Annotated in this window: 18 protein-coding genes and 2 riboswitches; of the genes, 12 read left to right on the top strand and 6 right to left on the bottom strand. The window is 63.7% G+C overall.

The annotated features are described in order from the left end of the window. From ACIOVF_RS00225 to ACIOVF_RS00200, 6 genes are read left to right on the top strand one after another with little or no spacing between them, the layout of a single operon-like run. Positions 1–477: a prepilin-type N-terminal cleavage/methylation domain-containing protein gene (locus ACIOVF_RS00225; protein WP_401286491.1), complete on the top strand. Its 477-nt coding sequence runs from the start codon at positions 1–3 to the stop codon at positions 475–477. Positions 478–482: 5 nt separating this feature from the next. Beyond that, on the top strand, positions 483–857 hold the full coding sequence (locus tag ACIOVF_RS00220; RefSeq protein ID WP_045198313.1) for a type II secretion system protein: 375 nt from the start codon (positions 483–485) through the stop codon (positions 855–857). Next, positions 832–1,362, top strand: a complete 531-nt coding sequence (locus ACIOVF_RS00215; protein WP_045198314.1) for a type II secretion system protein — start codon at positions 832–834, stop codon at positions 1,360–1,362. Before ACIOVF_RS00220 ends, ACIOVF_RS00215 begins: the two co-directional genes overlap by 26 nt. Then, entirely contained in the window at positions 1,359–1,754 is a 396-nt protein-coding gene (gene csgE / locus ACIOVF_RS00210; RefSeq protein ID WP_045198315.1) for a curli production assembly/transport protein CsgE, read from the top strand. Before ACIOVF_RS00215 ends, csgE begins: the two co-directional genes overlap by 4 nt. Beyond that, the gene (locus ACIOVF_RS00205) at positions 1,751–2,170 is read left to right on the top strand and encodes a curli assembly protein CsgF (protein WP_045198317.1); all 420 of its coding nucleotides are present in this window, start codon (positions 1,751–1,753) and stop codon (positions 2,168–2,170) included. Before csgE ends, ACIOVF_RS00205 begins: the two co-directional genes overlap by 4 nt. A 28-nt stretch (positions 2,171–2,198) precedes the next feature. Further along, positions 2,199–3,041 (top strand): CsgG/HfaB family protein, encoded by an 843-nt coding sequence (locus ACIOVF_RS00200; RefSeq protein WP_045198319.1) that lies wholly within the window; start codon positions 2,199–2,201, stop codon positions 3,039–3,041. 213 nt (positions 3,042–3,254) lie between these two features. On the opposite strand, the gene ACIOVF_RS00195 is transcribed toward ACIOVF_RS00200, so the two are convergent. From ACIOVF_RS00195 to ACIOVF_RS00175, 5 genes are read right to left on the bottom strand one after another with little or no spacing between them, the layout of a single operon-like run. Beyond that, entirely contained in the window at positions 3,255–3,500 is a 246-nt protein-coding gene (locus tag ACIOVF_RS00195; RefSeq protein WP_045198320.1) for a DUF1272 domain-containing protein, read from the bottom strand. A 43-nt stretch (positions 3,501–3,543) separates the two neighbouring features. Beyond that, complete coding sequence (gene cobM / locus ACIOVF_RS00190) at positions 3,544–4,290, bottom strand: precorrin-4 C(11)-methyltransferase (protein ID WP_045198321.1); 747 nt, start codon at positions 4,288–4,290, stop codon at positions 3,544–3,546. Positions 4,291–4,320: 30 nt separating this feature from the next. Then, on the bottom strand, positions 4,321–4,719 hold the full coding sequence (locus tag ACIOVF_RS00185) for a cobalamin biosynthesis protein (RefSeq protein ID WP_401286488.1): 399 nt from the start codon (positions 4,717–4,719) through the stop codon (positions 4,321–4,323). A 2-nt stretch (positions 4,720–4,721) separates the two neighbouring features. Continuing rightward, positions 4,722–5,414, bottom strand: a complete 693-nt coding sequence (locus tag ACIOVF_RS00180; protein ID WP_045198325.1) for a CbtA family protein — start codon at positions 5,412–5,414, stop codon at positions 4,722–4,724. 11 nt (positions 5,415–5,425) lie between these two features. Then, complete coding sequence (locus ACIOVF_RS00175; RefSeq protein WP_036995824.1) at positions 5,426–5,611, bottom strand: CbtB domain-containing protein; 186 nt, start codon at positions 5,609–5,611, stop codon at positions 5,426–5,428. A 97-nt stretch (positions 5,612–5,708) separates the two neighbouring features. After that, positions 5,709–5,936, bottom strand: a riboswitch (cobalamin riboswitch). Positions 5,937–5,996: 60 nt separating this feature from the next. Then, a riboswitch (cobalamin riboswitch) is annotated at positions 5,997–6,196 on the top strand. A gap of 95 nt (positions 6,197–6,291) precedes the next feature. On the opposite strand from ACIOVF_RS00175, the gene cobW reads away from it, so the two are divergent. Genes cobW through ACIOVF_RS00155 form a run of 4 tightly spaced genes read left to right on the top strand, consistent with a single transcriptional unit; the run spans position 6,292 to position 12,789 of the window. Further along, positions 6,292–7,359, top strand: a complete 1,068-nt coding sequence (cobW, locus tag ACIOVF_RS00170; protein ID WP_045198466.1) for a cobalamin biosynthesis protein CobW — start codon at positions 6,292–6,294, stop codon at positions 7,357–7,359. A 3-nt stretch (positions 7,360–7,362) separates the two neighbouring features. Then, entirely contained in the window at positions 7,363–11,121 is a 3,759-nt protein-coding gene (gene cobN, locus ACIOVF_RS00165; RefSeq protein ID WP_401286485.1) for a cobaltochelatase subunit CobN, read from the top strand. A 1-nt stretch (position 11,122) separates the two neighbouring features. Continuing rightward, positions 11,123–12,124, top strand: coding sequence for an ATP-binding protein (locus tag ACIOVF_RS00160; RefSeq protein WP_045198329.1), 1,002 nt, complete (start codon positions 11,123–11,125; stop codon positions 12,122–12,124). After that, positions 12,049–12,789, top strand: a complete 741-nt coding sequence (locus tag ACIOVF_RS00155) for a VWA domain-containing protein (protein ID WP_082075448.1) — start codon at positions 12,049–12,051, stop codon at positions 12,787–12,789. The genes ACIOVF_RS00160 and ACIOVF_RS00155 overlap by 76 nt, the downstream gene beginning before the upstream one ends. Positions 12,790–12,899: 110 nt before the next feature. On the opposite strand, the gene ACIOVF_RS00150 is transcribed toward ACIOVF_RS00155, so the two are convergent. Next, the gene (locus ACIOVF_RS00150; protein WP_045198333.1) at positions 12,900–13,166 is read right to left on the bottom strand and encodes a hypothetical protein; all 267 of its coding nucleotides are present in this window, start codon (positions 13,164–13,166) and stop codon (positions 12,900–12,902) included. Positions 13,167–13,446: 280 nt separating this feature from the next. Here ACIOVF_RS00150 and ACIOVF_RS00145 point away from each other — a divergent pair, with 280 nt between their 5' ends. After that, positions 13,447–16,635: a hypothetical protein gene (locus tag ACIOVF_RS00145; protein WP_401286482.1), complete on the top strand. Its 3,189-nt coding sequence runs from the start codon at positions 13,447–13,449 to the stop codon at positions 16,633–16,635. 138 nt (positions 16,636–16,773) lie between these two features. Next, the gene (locus tag ACIOVF_RS00140) at positions 16,774–19,896 is read left to right on the top strand and encodes a hypothetical protein (RefSeq protein ID WP_045198337.1); all 3,123 of its coding nucleotides are present in this window, start codon (positions 16,774–16,776) and stop codon (positions 19,894–19,896) included. The last annotated feature ends 7 nt before the right edge of the window (positions 19,897–19,903 follow it).

The following is a 19,903-nucleotide window of genomic DNA, read 5'->3' as shown; positions in this document are numbered from 1 at the left end:
ATGAAACGCCCGATGGCAGGTTTCAGCCTGATCGAAGTGATCCTGACCCTGGCGCTGCTCGGGTTGCTGGCCTCGATTGCCGCGCCGCTGACCGAAACCCTGGTGCGGCGCAACAAGGAGCAGGAGCTGCGCACCGCGCTGTACCAACTGCGCGATGCCATCGACGCCTACAAGCGCGCCTTCGACGCCGGCTATATCGAGAAGTCCCTCGACGCCAGCGGCTACCCGCCGAACCTGCAGGTGCTGGTCGATGGCGTGCGCGATGTGCGCAGTGCCAAGGGCGCCAAGTTCTACTTTCTGCGGCGCATTCCCCAGGACCCGCTGCTGGCCGCGCGCAAGGACGACGAGCAGGGCGGCTGGGGCCTGCGCGCCTACGACAGCCCGGCGCAGAGCCCGCGTGATGGTGAAGACGTTTTTGATGTGTACTCCCGGGCCCGCGGCAAGGGCCTCAACGGCATCGCCTACGGGCAGTGGTGAGCAGCATGAAACGCAACCAGGGCTTTACCTTGATCGAATTGCTGGTGGTGATGGCGATCATCGCCACGCTGATGACCATCGCCATGCCGCGCTACTTCAACAGCCTCGAGACCTCGCGCGAGGCCACCCTGCGCCAGAGCCTGGCGGTGATGCGCGAGGCGCTGGACCACTACTACGGCGACACCGGCCGCTACCCCGAGTCGCTGGAACAGTTGGTCGAGCAGCGCTACCTGCGCAGCGCGCCGCTGGACCCGATCACCGAACGCCGCGACGGCTGGTTGCTGGTGGCGCCACCCGAAGGCGTCGCCGGCGCCGTCGCCGACATCAAGAGCGGTTCAACCGGGAGGGCCCGTGATGGCAGCCTTTATGCCGAGTGGTAATGCCGGGCAGGCAGGCTTCACCTACCTGGGCGTGCTGTTGCTGATTGCCGTCACCGGCATGGCCCTGGCGGCCACCGGCACGCTGTGGTCGACCGTCGCCCAGCGCGAGCGCGAACGCGAGCTGCTGTGGGTCGGCGGCCAGTATGCCCAGGCCCTGCGCAGCTACTTTCGCGCCTCACCTGGCCTGGCCCAATACCCGCAGAGCCTTGAGGAGCTGCTGGAGGATAGCCGTTACCCCAACCCCAAGCGGCACCTGCGCAAGTTGTACCCGGACCCGATCACCGCCAGCGATGACTGGGGCCTGCTGCGCTCGATCGACGGGCGCATCACCGGCGTCTACAGCCGCTCCCAGGCCCTGCCGCTCAAACGCACCGGCTTTGCCGGGCAATGGTCGGAGTTCGACGGCCTTGAGCACTACAGCGACTGGCAGTTCGTCGCCGAAAAGGCCTTCAACGAAAGCGCCGCCGGCGCCCGCAAGGGCCTGGCCCAGGGAGCCGGGCAATGAACCGCCGCCTCAGTGCCCTGGCCCTGGCCCTGGTGCTGCTGGCCGGCACCGCCCGGGGCGGCGCCGAGGACGAGATGATGGGCTTTATCGTCGACAACACCATCTCGCACATCGGCCACGACTTCTATTACAGCTTTGCCGAGCGGCTGCGTGCCACCAGCCGCCTGGATTTCAACCTGGTGGTACGTGAACGACCCGACCCGCGCTGGGGCAGCCTGGTGACGGTCGAGTACGAGCAACGCGTGCTGTACCGGCGTTTTCTGCCACCCAACACCACTGAGCTTAAGGACGCCGCCTACGAGGCTGCGGACCTGGTCAAGGCGCAGATCATCCAGCGCAAGCTGCAGATGCTGCTGCAGGACACCACTGATCTGGAGAGGGACGAGCTATGAACAACAACAAAACCTGCAGCCTGGCCTCGCTGGTATTGCTGGCGAGCCTCGCCAGTGCAGCCAGCGCCACGGAACTGGTCTACACCCCGGTCAACCCGGCGTTTGGCGGCAACCCGCTGAACGGCACCTGGCTGCTCAACAACGCCCAGGCGCAGAACGATCACGAAGACCCGGCTATCAAGGACCGCACCTCGGCCTTTGCCAGCACCTCGGCACTGGAGCGCTTCACCAGCCAGCTGGAGTCGCGCCTGCTCTCGCAACTGCTGACCAACATCAACAACGGCAACACCGGCAGCCTGCAGACCGACGCCTTCATCATCAACGTCATCGACGACTCGGGGGCCCTGAGCATTCAGGTGACCGACCGGGTAACCGGGGAAATCTCGGAAATTCAGGTCAACGGCCTGAACCCTTGAAGGGCCAGGACAACGGGGAGAAACAGCGATGAAACGATTTCTGAGCACACTGCTGATCCTGGCCGCCTTGCAAGGCTGCAGCCTGCGCGAACCGATGCCGGCCGAACAGGACAGCGAAAGCCCGACCCTGACGCCACGGGCCTCGACCTACTACGACCTGCTCAACATGCCGCGGCCCAAGGGCCGGCTGATGGCGGTGGTGTATGGTTTTCGCGACCAGACCGGGCAATACAAGCCGACCCCGGCCAGCTCGTTTTCCACCAGCGTCACCCAGGGCGCGGCGAGCATGCTGATGGACGCCCTGCAGGCCAGCGGCTGGTTCGTGGTGCTCGAGCGCGAAGGGCTGCAGAACCTGCTGACCGAACGCAAGATCATTCGCGCCTCGCAGAAAAAGCCCGACACCCCGGTGAATATCCAGGGCGAGCTGCCGCCGCTGCAGGCGGCCAACCTGATGCTCGAAGGCGGCATCATCGCCTACGACACCAACGTGCGCAGCGGCGGCGAGGGCGCGCGCTACCTGGGTATCGACCTGTCGCGCGAGTACCGGGTCGACCAGGTCTCGGTCAACCTGCGGGCGGTGGACGTGCGCAGCGGCCAGGTGCTGGCCAACGTCATGACCAGCAAGACCATCTACTCGGTCGGGCGCAGCGCCGGGGTGTTCAAGTTCATCGAATTCAAGAAGCTCCTGGAAGCCGAGGTCGGCTACACCACCAACGAGCCGGCGCAGCTGTGCGTGCTGTCGGCGATCGAGGCGGCGGTGGGGCACTTGCTGGCCCAGGGCATTGAACGGCGCCTGTGGCAGGTGGCGGGGGATGGCAGCGCAGACAGCGCGACCCTGGACAAGTACCTCAGCCAGTATCAAACCCCGTGAAACCCATCGCTGGCAAGCCAGCTCCCAAAATTGTGGGAGCCGGCCTTGCCGGCGATGAGGCCGGTACAGCCAGCACATCAGGTGGCGTCTGGATTACGAGCGCTGCGCACTCGATCGCTGGCAAAGCCAGCTCCCACAGGTCCGGCGCATGCAGATCCATTGTGTGGAGCCTTGCCGGCGATGCAAGGCAACGCCTTGCCAATCAGGTTTACCTCAATGGCTCGGGCAGCCCTGTTCCTTGACGATCCGCTGGGTCGAGGCCGGGTTGTTGACCAGCTTGGCCGCCGAGCGTGCCGGGCGTTTGACCAGCTCACCGCCGCAATTGGGGCACTGGCCCTTGAGCTGACGTTCGTTGCAGTCACGGCAAAAGGTGCATTCGAACGAGCAGATCAACGCATCCGCGCTATCTCCGGGCAGGTCGCTGCCACAGCATTCACAGTTGGGGCGCAATTCGAGCATGGTCAGGTCCTCACAGGCGGAACGGAATCGTCAGTGTATACGCTCAGGGCCGATACAGGTGGGCGTGGCCAGCGCGGTACAGCGCCGACTCGCTGAAGCTGTCGTTGCCCAGCACCCGGCCTACCAGAATCAGCGCGGTACGGCGAAAATCCTTGGCTGCCGCTAGCTCGACAATCGTCTCCAGGGTGCCCAGCACCCAGTCCTGGTCCGGCCAGGTTGCGCGGTGCACCACGGCAATCGGGCAGTCGCCGCCATAGTGCGGGCGCAGCTCTTCGACGATTTTAGCCAGGTGCTTGACCCCCAGGTGCACTGCCAGGGTGGTCTGGTGGCGGGCCAGGTCGGCCAGTTGCTCGCCGGCCGGCATGGGTGATTTGTCGGCGTAGCGGGTGAGGATCACACTTTGGGCGATGTCCGGCAGGGTCAGCTCGCAGCCGAGCAGGGCGGCGCTGGCGGCCACGGCGGTGACGCCCGGGACGATCTCGTAGGGAATGCCCAGCTCGCGCAGGTAGCGGATCTGCTCTCCGATGGCGCCATACAGGCTGGGGTCGCCACTGTGCACCCGGGCGACGTCCTGGCCATTGTCGTGGGCGCTCTTGATGGCTTCGATAATCTGCGCCAGGTGCAGTTCGGCGCTGTTGATCAGGGTCTCGGCGCGGTGACCTTCCAGCACTGCGGCCGGCACCAGGGAGCCGGCGTAGATGATCACCGGGCAGCGCTGGATCAGGCGCTGGCCCTTGACGGTGATCAGCTGCGGATCGCCGGGGCCGGCGCCGATGAAATAGACGGTCATGGGGTGTCCTTGCGGGTAAAGGGCTGATTATCAGCGAAAACCGCTGGTGCAGGCCAATGCCAGGCTGGCGTCGGCCTGCAGGGTGCGAGTGACCAGCAGCCGGGCCGGGCCGCCGAGCTGCTCGGCCAGGGCCAGGGCGGCGCTCTCGGCCACGCCATAACAGCCGCTGTGCTGGAAGGCTAGCGCAGAGTGATGGCTCAGCTGTGATTCGAAAGCGGCCAGCTGCGCCGCACTGTAGAACCGCAGCGGCACGCCCAGGCGCCGGGCCAGTTCATGCAGGCCGGGTTCGTCGTGCTTGAGGTCGATGCTGGCAAGGCCCATGACCGCGCCGGGCGGCAGGTCATGGGCGAGCAGGGTGCGGTTGAGCAGCTCGCTCAGGGCATCGGCCGGGCAGCCGCGACGGCAACCCAGGCCGAGGTACAACTGCATCCTCAGGCCTGACTCGAACGGCGGTACAGCCAGGCGCTGATCAGCCCCAGGGCCAGCCAGAACGCGGCGTTGGTCAGCAGCGAGGCGACCTTGAACTCGGCTTCCAGGGCTTCTGGGGCGAGCATCTGGTGCACTTCCGGCTGTGGCGCGCCAATTACATGCGGCACTACCAGCAAGACTGCGCCGACTATCTTCAGCAGCCAGTTGTGGGCAAACACGATCAAGGCCAGGCCCACGGCGGTGGCAGCAGCAGTACCGACCCACCAGGCCTGGCGCTGGGCCAGATCGGCGGCTGCGGTGCCCGGCAGTTCCGGTGGCAGGCCCAGGGTCGGCGCCAGGCAGAACACTGCAAAGCCGCCCAGGCCCCAGAGCGCGCCGCTGATCACGGTCTTCGGTGCGCGCAGGGTGTAGAGCGCGGCGAGGATCAGGGCGAAACCGACCGCCACCACCAGGTTGCCGCCGGTGGTCGACAGCACCCGCTGCCAGCCGTCTTGCGGCGACCAGGCTTCGCTGTCGTGATGATGCTCGGCGGTACCGGCGGCATGTTCATGGGGCGCTTCGAGCGCAGGCGCGGCGCTTTCATAGGTTTCCGCCTGGAGAATCAGCGGCGCGACCCAGAAGCTTTGCAGCAGGGTCAGCAGCAGGGCGGCCAGCAGGCCGGTAAAGCCTGCGGTACTGGCAATACGCTTGATCATCGGGGCAGCACTCAGTGGCAAGGGAAGGCGGCGCTGTGGCGGGTATCGTGGGCAGCGTTGTGCACTGCTTCGATGTGCGAGAAACCGGCGAAGTACACCAGGCACAGGCCCAGCAGCGAGGCGCCGACAGCCACCAGCAGACGCTGGCTGAGGCTTGACGGGGTAACGGCTTGGTTAATGGCGGTACTGGTACGCATGGCGCTTTCCTCTTGGTGTTGTCGGCAACAGGCAAGCGCAGCGAACCCCTGCGCGGCGTTCGCCCAGGGGTTGTAACAGCGCCCGCCCACCGCGGGTTTGTTCGGTCAAGCGTTGGGCCGGTCTCCGGGCTGGTGAGGGTTGGCCGCTGGCCACACCACAGGCGTCACCTTCCCATGCCAGACAGCGGGCACAGTGGCTCTGACGCTTTTCTCACTTACCGTTGCGGGGGCAGCACCGGACTTGCCATACACCTTTTAAAGAAGCGTACGACGCACCGGTTTCCCAGTTTCACCCTCAAGGGGCACCCAAACGAATGGCGTTAGCAAATCACGGGCGCGGGCAGGCGTCAATCGTGACAGCAGTTGACCGCTCACCGGGCACTGCGTAGCCTAGCCGCTTCGAGGTTCTTCGGCGCTGGCCGAAGCTAAGACGGGAACGCGGTTCAAGCCGCGGCTGCCCCCGCAACTGTAAGCATTGAAGGGTTCGACACAGCCACTGCAGCACGTGCGGGAAGGCGTCGTTCGACTGGCCACGGCGCCGGTGCAATGCAAGCCAGGAGACCTGCCTCGAACAGTTTCCGACATTCAACCGGGCGGGGTGATCCGGTGGCGAACAGGCCAGGTACACAACACCTTTGGCGCTCGTCCCGCATGCCCGCCATCCTGCCAAGGGCATCGAAATGAAAACACTGGCCAAACTCCCCGTCACCATCGTTACCGGCTTCCTCGGCTCGGGCAAGACCACGCTGCTGCGGCACATGCTCGACAACGCCCAGGGGCGGCGCATCGCGGTGATCGTCAACGAGTTTGGCGAGCTGGGCATCGACGGCGAAATCCTCAAGCAATGCAGCATCGGCTGCACTGAAGAAGAGGCCAGCGGCCGCGTCTATGAGCTGGCCAACGGCTGCCTGTGCTGCACCGTGCAGGAAGAGTTCTTCCCGGTGATGCGCGAGCTGGTGGCGCGTCGCGGCGACCTCGACCATATCCTCATCGAAACCAGCGGCCTGGCCCTGCCCAAGCCCCTGGTACAAGCCTTCCAGTGGCCAGAAATCCGTAACGCCTGCACCGTTGATGCGGTGATCACCGTGGTCGACAGCCCGGCCGTCGCCGCCGGCACCTTTGCCGCCTACCCGGAGCAGGTCGATGCGCAGCGCAAGCTCGACCCCAACCTTGACCACGAATCGCCACTGCACGAGCTGTTCGCCGACCAGCTGGCCAGCGCCGACCTGGTGGTGCTGAACAAGGCCGACCTGATCGCCGCCGACGACCTGGCCAAGGTTCGCGCTGAAGTCGAAGAAGAGCTGCCGCCGGCGGTCAAGGTGATCGAAGCCAGCAGCGGTCGCCTGCCGCTGGAAGTGTTGCTGGGCCTGGGCGCCGAATCCGAGGCGCACATCGATGGCCGCCGCACCCACCACGACTCGCACCACGACGGTGACGATCACGACGACCATGACCACGACGCCTTCGACTCGATCTCCATCGAGCTGCCGCAAGCCGACGAAAGCCTGCTGCTCGACGCCCTGACCCAACTGGTGGTGCAACACGGCATCCTGCGGGTCAAAGGTTTTGCGGCGATCCCGGGCAAGCCGATGCGCCTGCTGATCCAGGGCGTAGGCACCCGTTTCGACAAGCACTTCGACCGCGCCTGGCGCAGCGAAGAGCCGCGCACCACGCGCCTGGTGCTGATCGGCCAGGAGCTGGATGCGCCGCAGTTGCAAGCGAGCCTGCGCGCCGCCCTGGGCGCCTGACCCATGCACCTGCTGCGGACCCAGCCCGGTGGTTTTGTACCGGACGACAGCATTGCCGACCTCGGCCAGACCCCGGCCGAGCTGGTAATCCTCTGCAGCGGTGACTCGCACCTGGCGCTGCTGGCCGAAACCGCCCAGCAGCTGCCCGAGGATTTCCCCAGCCTGCGTCTGGCCAACCCCATGCAGGTACAGAATCATGCCTCGGTCGACCTGTATGTCGACCAGGTGCTGCGCCATGCCAAGGTTATCCTGGTGTCGCTGCACGGCGGCGTCGGTTACTGGCGCTATGGTGTGGAGCAACTGCTGGAACTGGCCGCCCGTGGCGTGCAGTTGATCCTGGTGCCCGGCGACGACCGCCCCGACCCGGAACTGACCGGCCTGAGTACGGTGCCGGCCGAGCAGGCCGAACGGCTCTGGCACTTCTTGCGCCAGGGCGGCAAGGCCAATGCCCTGAACCTGTTCAACTGCCTGGCCAGCCAGTACCTGCAGCGCGACTACCCGTGGAGCGCGCCGCAGCAACTGCCGCGCACCGCGGTGTACCACCCGCGCAAGGCCGCTGCGGCGCTGCAGGACTGGTTCGGCGAATGGCAGGTCGAGCAACCGGTGGTGCCGATTCTGTTCTACCGCTCGCACCTGCAGGCGGCCAACACGGCCTTTATCGACACCTTTTGCGAGCGTTTGCAGCTGGCTGGGCTCAACCCCTTGCCGATTGCCGTGGCCAGCCTCAAGGAGGTTGCGTGCCTGCAGCAGGTCGAAGACTGGCTGGACCAGGTCGACGCTGCGCTGATCATCAACACCACAGGCTTTGCCCAGTCCAGCCCCGAGCAGCCGCACCTGCGCCCGTTTCGCCGTGACATCCCGGTGTTACAAGCGATCTGCGCCCAGGACAACGAACCGGCCTGGCAGGCCAGCGAGCAGGGCCTGGGTGCCCGTGACCTGGCCATGCACATCGCCTTGCCGGAGCTGGACGGGCGCATCATCACCCGCCCGGTCAGCTTCAAGGACCTGGCCTGGCGCAGCGAGCGCAGCCAGTCCGACGTGGTCTGCTACCGCGCCCAGCCCGAACGCATGGACTTTGTCGCCGAGCTGGCGCGGCGCTGGTGTGCGCTGGCGCAGATACCCAACGGGCAGAAGCGCGTGGCGCTGATCCTCGCCAACTACCCGACCCGCGATGGTCGCATCGGCAATGGCGTGGGCCTCGATACCCCGGCAGCGGCGCTGAACATCCTGCGCACCCTGCAGGCCCAGGGCTATCCGCTGGCGCCCTTGCCCGACAGCGGCACAGCGCTGATCCAGGCCTTGCTCGGTGGCGTCAGCAATGACCTGGACAGCCTTGACCTGCGCCCGTGCATGCAGAGCATGGCCCTGGACGATTACCTGGCGGCCTTTGCTACCTTGCCCGAGGCCAACCAGCTCGCTGTGCGCGAGCGCTGGGGCGAACCGAGCCAGGACCCGATGTTGCGCAGCGGGCGGATGATGATCGCCGGCCTGCGCTATGGCCTGACTTTTGTCGGCATCCAGCCGGCCCGTGGCTACCAGCTGGACCAGAGCGCGGTCTATCACGACCCGGACCTGGTGCCGCCGCATGGCTACCTGGCGTTCTACTTCTGGCTGCGCCATGGCTTTGCCGCCGATGCGCTGATCCATGTCGGCAAGCACGGCAACCTCGAATGGCTGCCGGGCAAGGGTGTCGGGCTGTCCAATAGCTGCTGGCCGGACGCCTTGCTCGGGCCGCTGCCGAACATTTACCCGTTTATCGTCAACGACCCGGGCGAGGGCGCCCAGGCCAAACGCCGTACCCAGGCGGTGATCATCGACCACCTGATGCCGCCGCTGACCCGCGCCGAAACCTACGGGCCGTTGCGCCACCTGGAGCTGCTGGCCGACGAGTACTACGAGGCGCAGCTGCTCGACCCGCGCCGGGCCCGCGAGCTGCAGCGCGACATCCTGGCGCTGGTGCGCGACAACCATATCGATCGCGAACTGCAGATCGAAGGCGCCCTGGACGATGCCGCGATCTGGCTGCCGCGCCTGGACACCTACCTGTGCGACCTCAAGGAGTCGCAGATCCGCGATGGCCTGCACGTGTTCGGCGAGTCGCCGGCCGGGCGCCTGCGTATCGACACCTTGCTGGCGCTATTGCGGGTGGAACGCGGTGATGGGCGCGGGGCCAACGGCAGTTTGTTGCGGGCCCTGGCCAAGGCGCTGAACCTGGGCTTCGACCCGCTCGATTGCGACCTCGGCCAGCCCTGGCAAGGCCCTCGGCCCGCACTCCTGGCGACATTGGACGAAGCCTGGCGCACCGCCGGCGATACCCGCGAGCGCCTTGAGCTGTACGCCAGCCAACTGATCGAACAGACCCTCGATGGCAGCGTGCAGCTGGTCGGCGGCCCTGAATGGGCACAGGTACAGGCGATTCTCGACGCGCTGGCGCAGCAGGTCGCGCCGCAACTGGACAACTGCGGCCCGGCAGAAATGCACGGCTTGCTGGCGGCTCTCGACGGTCGCTTCGTGCCTGCCGGCCCCAGTGGTGCACCAAGCCGCGGGCGCCTGGACGTACTGCCGACCGGGCGCAACTTCTATACCGTCGATGTGCGCAACCTGCCGACCACCACCGCCTGGCGCATCGGTTTTGCCTCGGCCAACCTGATCCTCGAACGTCACCTGCAAGACCATGGCGATCACCTGCGCCAGCTCGGCCTGTCGGTGTGGGGCACGGCGACCATGCGCACCGGCGGCGACGATATCGCCCAGGCCATGGCCCTGCTTGGCGTGCGGCCGGTGTGGGCCAGCGGCAGCCAGCGCGTCGACGACTTCGAAATCCTGCCCTTGAGCCTGCTCGACCGGCCACGGGTGGATGTCACCTTGCGCGTCTCGGGGTTCTTCCGCGATGCTTTTGGCAACCTGATCAAGCTGTTCGATGCGGCGGTGCAAGCGGTGGCGGCGCTGGATGAGCCGGATGAGCTCAATCCGCTGGCGGCCAAGGTCCGTAGCGAGCGCGCAGAACTGCTGGCCCAGGGCCTGGACGCCGAACAGGCCGCTCGCCAGGCCGGCTGGCGGGTGTTCGGGGCCAAACCGGGCGCTTATGGCGCCGGCGTGCAGAATGCTATCGACGGACGGTTGTGGAATGACCGCCAGGACCTCGCCGAGGTCTACTTGAATCACGGTGGCTATGCCTATGGCACCGCCGATGACGGCACACCGGCGCGCGCCGATTTTGCCCGGCGCCTGAGCCAGGTGCAGGCGGTGGTGCAAAATCAGGACAACCACGAGCACGACCTGCTCGATTCCAATGACTACTACCAGTTCCAGGGCGGCATGCTCGCCGCCGTGGAGAGCCTGGGCGGCAGCAGGGTGGCCAGTTATCACGGCGACCACAGCCAGCCGGACCGGCCGCGCATCCGCACCCTGAAAGAAGAGCTGAACCGGGTGATTCGCGCCCGGGCGCTGAACCCCAAGTGGATCGACGGGGTCAAGCGTCACGGCTATAAAGGTGCCTTCGAGCTGGCGGCCACCGTCGACAACCTGTTCGCTTTCGATGCCACCACGCAGCTGATCGACGACCACCATTACCAGTCGCTGGCCGACGCCTATGTGCTCGACGATGCGACCCGCGACTTTATCCGCCAGCACAACCCCGAGGCCTTGCGCGACATCACCGAGCGCCTGCTCGAAGCCCAGCAGCGCGGGCTCTGGCAGGAGCCGGGCGACTACCGTGAAGCGTTGGAAGAACAGCTGCTGGACGGCGAAGAAGAGAATTGACATGAGCGAACCTGCACATTTTCCCCTGGCCGCCGTGGTCGGCGCCGATGAGCTGAAACTGGCGCTGTGCCTGACCGCCATCGACCCGAAGATCGGCGGCGTGCTGATCGAAGGCCCGCGCGGCATGGCCAAAAGCACCCTGGCCCGGGGCCTGGCTGATTTGCTCGGCGAAGGGCCGTTCGTGACCTTGCCGCTGGGTGCCAGCGAAGAGCGCCTGGTCGGCACCCTCGACCTGGATGCGGCGCTGGGCCAGGGCAAGGCGCAGTTTTCCCCCGGGGTGCTGGCCAAGGCAGACGGTGGCGTGCTCTATGTGGATGAGGTCAACCTTCTGGCGGATCATCTGGTCGACCTGTTGCTGGACGTCGCTGCCAGTGGCACCAACCGGGTCGAGCGCGACGGTATTTCCCACCGCCACAGCGCCCGTTTTGTGCTGATCGGCACCATGAACCCGGAAGAGGGCGAGTTGCGCCCGCAATTGCTCGACCGCTTCGGCCTTAATGTGATGCTCGAAGGCCAGCCGCTGCCTGAAGCCCGTGGCCAGATCATTCGCCGCCGGCTGGATTTCGACAGTGATCCCGAGGCCTTTTGCGCCCAATGGGCGCCTGCTCAGGCGGCCCTGCGCGAGCGTTGCCATGGTGCTCGCGAGCGCTTGGCGCAGATTGCCCTGGACGACCAGGCCCTGGCGCAGATTACCCAGCGCTGTTTTGCTGCGGGCGTTGATGGCCTGCGTGCCGACCTGGTCTGGCTGCGCGCCGCCCGCGCCCATGCAGCCTGGCGCGGTGCTCAGGTAATCGAGGCTGAGGATATCGATGCGGTGGCCGAGTTCGCCTTGCGCCACCGGCGTCGCGAGGCGCCGGCGCCACAATCGCAAGCGCCAGATAACGGTGCCGCGCTGCCGCCTGCGGCCGGGCAGCAAGGCCAGGGCCAATGGGGCGAATTACCGCCGCAAGCCACACCGAGCGGCGCCCGGCGCGAGGTGCCGAGCTGGGCAAAAAAGCCCTGAGCATCCGCCGCCGCAGCAGCGCGGATGCCAGACCCCGGCCCGGAGCACTTGCCGCAGGCCCGCGTGGGCGCAGCAAACAGGCGGCATCTGGCGCGGTGGCCTGGCCGGCCACCTTGCTCAAGGGCCGGCCGCGCACGCGTAACGCGCTGTGCTGGCAACAGCGCACGGCCAGCGCCCATGAGCTTTGGCTGGTGATTGTCGATGCGTCGGCGTCGACCCGCCGACACCAGGCGCTGAGCCGGGCCAAGGGCATGCTGGCGAGTTTCTTCGACCAGGCCTACCGCAACCGCGCGCGCTTGACCCTGCTCACCGCCAGCGGCAATGCACCCCACTGGCAGCGACACGGGCTCAAGGCTTCGGCGAGCTTGCAGCCATGGCTTGAGGCGTTGGGGGCGGGGGGCGGAACGCCATTGCTGGCGGCACTGGCGCAGGCACGGGACTGGCTGCAGGAGCGTCAGCGGCGTTATCCGGCAGAACTGCAACGTTGCCTGATTGTCACCGATGGCCGGCTCAAGGCCTGGGAGGCGCTGCAGCCGCTGCCGTGCCAAGCGTTGCTGGTAGATATTGAAAGTTCGCCGGTAAAGCTCGGCAGGGCGCAGTTACTTGCACAACAACTGCACGCCGATTACCAGCACCTGGAAACGCTGGCAGTACTCGGCAAATAATCAGGCATCAATAAATATAACTGCGGCCAAGTGTCGCAGTTTATCGGCGAGTTATAACAACGTTACCAAAGACGGGCGCCTGGGCCGCGCCTTTGGTAATTAACCGGTCGTTACCTAGGCATCGACCAAGGCTGCAAGTCATAACCTTTTTCGCTCAGCTCGGCGCGCACTTGCTCGATCAGATCAGCCCACTGGGCGGGGTCGGAGTAGGTGCTGCTCGGCACCTGCTTGCTGCCAATGCGGGTACTGGTCCGGTCGATAACTGCCAGGCTTAGTTCACCGGTGCCATTGGGCGCATCCCAGGCAACACACTGGAACGGTTCGAAGGCGTGGTCGGCAATCAGCAGTGCTTCGTTGACACGGAGCGGGGCGTTCATGGGTTCGGTCTCTCTGTGGGCCCAAACATCGAATATAACCGCGCGCTTGTTTGCATAGCGGTAAGTTACTTGTACTGATGCCCCCGACCGGGGGACAAGTCACACTTCTTTTAAAAATATTTTAATGCCGTTCATCGGTTGATGCCGGGGTACCTGGCATTTTTGTCAGTAGCGGCCAGGGAGTGGGGGGTATTGAATAAGGACCGACCGCAGTTCCCGGTCGGTCCTGGTCTGTGGACGGTGCAGGGGGCTGCTTCATTGACCCACGCCAAGGTGCCCTATGAGCCAGGACCCGCAACTACCTGTACTACACGCTGCTGCACATCACTCGCAACAGGCGCACGATCCGAGGCCATGGTACTTGCGCTTCGGCCAGGTACGCTTGATCGAAAGCAGCGTTCTGATCATTCCCTACTGGAACCCCCTGACTGGTCACCCGGAGAACCTGGATGGCGGTATCACCGCGGCAGCGCTTGCCACTGACGCTGATGGCCTGTTGGTGATCATCGAGGCGTACCTGGGCATGGCGCTCAATGACCAGGTGCAGGTTTACTGGGGAGCAGGCCAAGCGGTCTTGCCATCGCCCATCATCATTACCGACAAGAATCTGAATCAGGCCCTGTTTGACAATGTGCCAGTAGACAGGATTACCAATGGCATCAGCGAGGTCTGGTTCGAAGTACGACCTGCCGTGGGGCCGGTCCGGTCTTCGGCACGGTTGCGAATCAAGGTCAAACGGGCACTGCCCGGTGGCCCGGATCCGCATCCAGGCGAACCTGGACACCAGGGGCTTGCAGCCCCGGTGGTACCGCCCCATCTGATTGATGAGCAATATGCGCAGTTGGGGGTGGAGGTGTACATCCTGCCGTGGGCCAATATGGCGGTAGGCGATGTCATCGAGCTGAGCTGGGGCTCAGTGATACTGCGTCAAGAGGTCAGGTTGGGCCAGGTCAATCAGACCATCGAAATGATCGTCGACTATGAGCGGATTATCGCCGCCGGGGACTCTGAGGCGCTGGAGGTCAAGTACCGCTTGTTTGATGATGTCGGTAACGTTTCTGCCGGTTGGTCACCTTCCAGTTACGCCCACGTCGAGGCCGGGGGCGGTCGCCTGTTGCCGCCTGTGGTGCGCGAGGCAGACGCCAATGGCTACATCGACCTTGAACAGCTCGACGGCCTCGATGTGACGGTGCAAGTGTATGCATCGCTTACGGGGGGGTTCAGGGTGTGGGACATCATTCAGGTGCAATGGCGCGGGTTTACCGCCACTGGCCTTGGGCCGCTGCTGTATGAGCCCGAACCTTTCGAGCTGCAGACGTTACCCTATATCGCAACCTTCACGGTCCCCAATCAACGGCTGCAGGACATACCCCAGGGTTATGCCGATGTCACTTATGAGCTGCGCAAGTTTGCCGGCGGTTCGGCGTTTTCGTTACGCAGGGTGGTTAGAATCCTGGGTGAATTGAGTGGGCTGCGGGCGCCAAGTGTTCTTGAAGCGTCAGACGGCCTTCTGCCCGATACGCTGCCTGAGGCAACCGTACGGATTGAGGCCTACCCGGGCATGGCCCGTAATCAGGTGGTACGCATGATCTGGGATGGCCGGCAGTCGAATAACCAGGCGTATCACCATGCCGAGGAGCGTCTGATCCTTGAGGACATGGTCGGGGACTATCTCGACTTTCGCGTGCCATCCAGGCATATCGCGCTGCTGAAGGGGGGGACGGTGAATGTACATTACCGGGTACTGGTCAGCGGTAACGAACCCCAGGATTCGGAACCTCTGTTCCTGCATGTCGGTGACGCGGTGCCGGAGCTGGTCCAGCCAACGGTCGACTTTGCCGAAAATGATGCCTTTGACCCCACAGGCCATTTGTTCGCAACTGTGCGGATTCGTATTTATGACGATATGCTGGCGGGGCAGACGGTCCATGTGGAGTGGTCGAGTACTGCAGCGGGAGGCACCTACAACCTCAGCATCCCGGTAACTGTCGCGGTGGAACTGACGGCCCGGGTGCCGATCGAGTTCATCACTCCAAGTCTGAACCGTGAGGTCTACGTACGTTACTGGGTAACCGAGCCTGGGCAACGTACGCGCTATTCCGACGATCTGGCCCTGTGGGTAGGTGTCATGCTGATAAACCCGCCCACGCCTTTCATCGAGCAAGCCGAGGGCAATCTGCTTGATCTGGCGCGGTTCACCGGCAATGCCACGGTAGCCGTCGAGGCGTGGCGCGGTATCAACACCCTGCAGCGTTTCTGGTTGCGGGCTGTGGGCAGGCTTGCTTCCGGGGCGGATAAAACCGTTATTTTGGCCAATGGCGTGCTGGTGCAGATCGGCGAAGTCGACCTGGGCATCCGCCGACCCCTGTTGCGCTCGGACCTGCATCAACTGAGGGACCTCAGTGAGCTGCGCATTGAAATGACCGTTACGCCCTATGGCAGCCAAAATGAAGCCGAGGGCATCGCCTTTCCTCAACCACGTTACGTGGTGCAACAGGTGCTGCTCACGACGCCAAGAATTAACCAGGCAAGTGGTAACGTGGTTGACCTTGCAAACTTCACTGGCGACGCAACCGTCAGCCTCGACCCATGGCGCAGTATCAGTACGGTGCAGCGGGTCTGGCTGCGCTGTCGAGGTCCTAACAACTGGCTGGTAACCCTGGCAAACGGCGTGTTGGTGCAGCCCTCAGAACTGCAGACCGGCATCATCCGAAGCCTGCCGCGCAACCGCCTGCTTGAGTTGGCCGACAATGCCAGCCTCACGGTGGAGGCCACCGTTACCCTGGACGGCAGCAGTAATGAAAATACCGGGACAGTGTTTCCGACGCGTACCTATACGTTCAGGTCATCACCGGTACGTCTTGTGGTGTCCAGTGGCGGCCTGACCACAGGGGCGTTGCCCCATGACTGGGCGCATGCGAGAGAAACCAACCACGTTGCTGTCGTGGGCCAGCCGGGGGCTGTGGTAACGCTTAGCCTGTCGGGCACGGCAAGGTTTACCGGTAACCTGCAAACCGTCCAGGTGACGCTAGATGGCGTTGGCGTCGCACGGCAGGCGATCAGCTGTACCGCCACCAGTACGACGTTGAGTGCAACCCAGGCAGGAAGACCCACCGTCACGGCGCAGATCGCCTTTCGCGGCAGCTTCCCGGCAGATGGCGCCAGTGGAAATTTTCAAGCCAAGGCCAATCTTGCCACCGGTGCGTTCGCTGACGGACATTCTCGCAACCGGATCAGTTACGACACGGTGACTATAACGGGTATAGGTTCCGTACGTGTGACCCTGACCGGGAGCGCGCGATTTACCAACTATCCAGGCCAAGTGGCCGACGTGCCTCTGCGCAACGGTACGTTTGATGCCATGATCGACGTGGTCAATACCCAAGCGGAGACGATCTCGGTTACCTTCCAACTGCTAACCCAAGGCAACTGGGCGCGCTTCACCAAGACCATGACATTTACCGCCTGAACACCTGACATTTTTGCCAGTAGCGAGGCAACAAAAGAGGGTATTGAATAAGGACCGACTGCAGTTTCCCAGTCGGTCCTTTTTTTCATGGGCAGGACCGGGTCATTGCTCCGATTGTCACGTCTGCAGAGGCGACCCATGAACCAAGACCTGCCTTTTTCAACACTCAAGCTGACGGATCTGTCCGGCCTGGACGACGCGGATCTGCTCCCTGATTACCTGCGCGGTGACGAAATTCACTCGGTGGAAGCCAGTCGTGTGCATGTTCCGTACATGACGCCGCTGGTCGACCATCCGGACAATCTTGACGGCGGTATCACCCAGGCGTTGTTGCAAACCAGCCCGCACGGCTTGCAAGTGGTGGTTGCACGCTATCTGCAAATGGCGCCTGGTGATGCGATCAGTGTGTATTGGGGGGATCCGGAGCAGCCGGCCAGCCCGTCGCCTTACATCGTGCGGCCTGAAGATCTCGACAAGCCGGATTTTTTGATTGTCCGGCTACTACCTGTCGAGCGGATACCGGAAGGTATCTCAGAGGTCTGGTATCAGGTCCGGCCGTTGAGCGGCAATATTCGCCGGTCGATGCGCTTGCGGGTCAAGGTCAGGCGTCTGCTGCCGGGTGGGCTCGACCCGGATCTCGGTACGCCGGGCCACCAGGGCTTGCAGCCACCGCGGGTGACCCCGGACTTGATCGGCGAGGAGCATGCCCACCTGGGTGTAGAGGTATACATTTTCCCTTGGGAGAACATGGCCTGGGGCGACGTCATTGAATTGAGTTGGGGCGGTGTGTTTGTTCGCCATCGGGTGCAGGGCCACGAGGTCGATCAACGTATCCAGATCATTGTCGATTACGACACCATCGTCGAGGCAGGTGACGCCGACCAGCTGGTGCTGATCTATCGCTTGATCGACGACGTCGGCAACTACTCCGCGGACTGGTCACCGGTGAGCCACGCCTGGGTCGAGATCGGTGGAGATTTACCGGCGCCGTTTGTCGCTGACGCCGACGCCAATGGTTTGATCGACCTGGACAAACTCGCTGGCAAGGATGTGACCGTACAGGTTTTCGCCGACCTTTCGTTTGGCTTTCGAGTCGGTGATGTCATCCACCTGAAATGGCGCGGGTTCACCGAGCAAGGGGTAGGGCCGATCGTCTACCTGCCGCAACCCTTCGAGATTCCGTTCCTGCCGTATTTTGCCAGTTTCAGCATTCCGAACGCCGAGGTGCAGGGGATCGCGCGCGGGCGGGCCGCGGTGTCTTACGAGGTGCAGAGAATAAACGGCAGCGTGTTGCGCTCCAAGAGCAAATCGGTCGGGATTGTCGGCGAGCCGCAAAAGCTGCAACGGCCAATCGTGGATGAAGCGCCAGACCAGTACCTGCCAGATGACGCGGCTCAAGCGACCGTGAGGGTTCCACCTTATTCATGGATGGCAAAGGATCAGCGCCTGGTGCTGGTGTGGGACGGCACGCGTGCCGACCATGAACCCTACCTTCATGAGGAACATCGCATCATCAGGGATGAGCATATAGGCGAGGAAATCATCATCGTGGTGGCAGCGCAACATATCATTGCGCTCGCTGGCGGCACGCTGGAGCTTTACTACCGGGTGATACATGACAATGGACCCAGCGTTGACTCCGAACGCTTGCTCTTGCACGTGGGCGAGGCCGCACCCGAACTGCAGCAAGCCAGTGTGGATGGCGCCCAGAATGGCGTGTTTGATCCGACCGGACTCACCAGCGCGACTGTACGCATCCCCAGCTACACCAATATGCGGCAGGGGCAGACCGTGCACCTTGAGTGGCTGGGCAGTGCGCAAGGTGGTCATTTCACCACCAGCGTCGAGGTGACAGCGCCAGGGGCGTTTACCATTAGCGTCCCTATAGGCTTTATTACACCGAGCCTCAATCGCGAGGTATACGTCCGCTACTGGGTGGTCGAAGCAGGGGTAAGGACACGCTATTCGTTTACGCTGACGCTGCTGATCAGCCAGGCAGATCTCGAACTGCTGGCGCCTACCGTGCTACAAGCGCCTGGCGGCCTGCTTGACCCGCTGCAGGCAACATCGGGCGCGACGGTACTGATCCATTACACCGGTATGTCGACACAAGACCGCATCACCCTGTCCTGGACCGGCACGCCCTTGGGGTCAACCTCGGTGGGACCGCTTGTTGGCAATGCCAACGGTGAGCTATCGGTGCCCATACCGCCCTTGTACATTGGTGCGAATATCGGTGCGCTCCAGCGTCAGGTGCAGGTTCGTTACTCCGTGTTGCGTCAAGGAGCCAGCCAGCCGCAGGAGTCGCAACTGCTGAACCTGAGGGTGCAGCCGTTGACAGGGTTGACGCAGCTACAGGTCGACTATGCGGTTGGTCTGGTGCTGGACCTGGATAGCTTTAGCGGCAACACCCGAGTGTCGGTGGCTGCCTGGAATTTTGCCAGGGCAGGCCAACGTATCTGGCTGCGCTGCTATGGCACCAAATTGAACGGTGACCCGGATATCATCGATCTGATCGTCGGCGAAGCGCTTGACCCCGGTGAAGTCAGTGCGGGTATAAGCAGAGCTTTGACCCGCGACCGCCTGCTGATGTTACGAGACAATAGCGAACTGCGGGTTGAACTGAAGGTCAATTTCGCGCAAGCCCAGAATGAAGCCGATACGCTGATCTTTCCGGTTCTGCGCCTGACCCTGCGAGCCGGCTTTTCCATCGCCCCGGAGCCGTTGGTGCTTAATGGCTCGGCGATCAGGGTGCAAAAGAACTGGCAGCTGATTCGCGACTTCCCGGCCAATACGGCGGTGCGCCAAGCAACCGGCGGACGTCCTCCTTACACCTACCACTCCGCCAATACCGGTATTGCTGTTGTCGATACGCAAGGCAAAGTCACCGGGGCGCGCAATGGCAGCACGGTGATTACCGTGCGCGATGCGGACCAGCGCTCTGCCTCCTACAGCGTTCAGGTCAACAATGTCAGGTGGCTGAATATCGATGAGAGCTCAACCTCCTATGCCACCGGCTACGCAGTGATGCAACGCAATGGCGGCAACCCGCTATCGGCGGCTGATGAAGCGCTGTTGCAGCAGCATTATGGGCACCCTTTCCCTGATTTGCTACGCCGCTACTTCTTCCTGTTCACCAACGGTCAATGCCCTGGCGCCGAGCGTATTTACGAGGTGGGTTCGGCTCACACATTTCGCTGTATTTCCCAGAATACCAATGCTGGCGGCTGGTACCTGACCGTAGGCAATCCGTCGCCATGAGCGGCAG

It is taken from the genome of Pseudomonas sp. NPDC087612 (assembly GCF_044743505.1).
GTDB lineage: Bacteria > Pseudomonadota > Gammaproteobacteria > Pseudomonadales > Pseudomonadaceae > Aquipseudomonas.
Note: the sequence above shows the minus strand (reverse complement) of the source record. Positions and strands in the feature narration are given on the sequence as shown.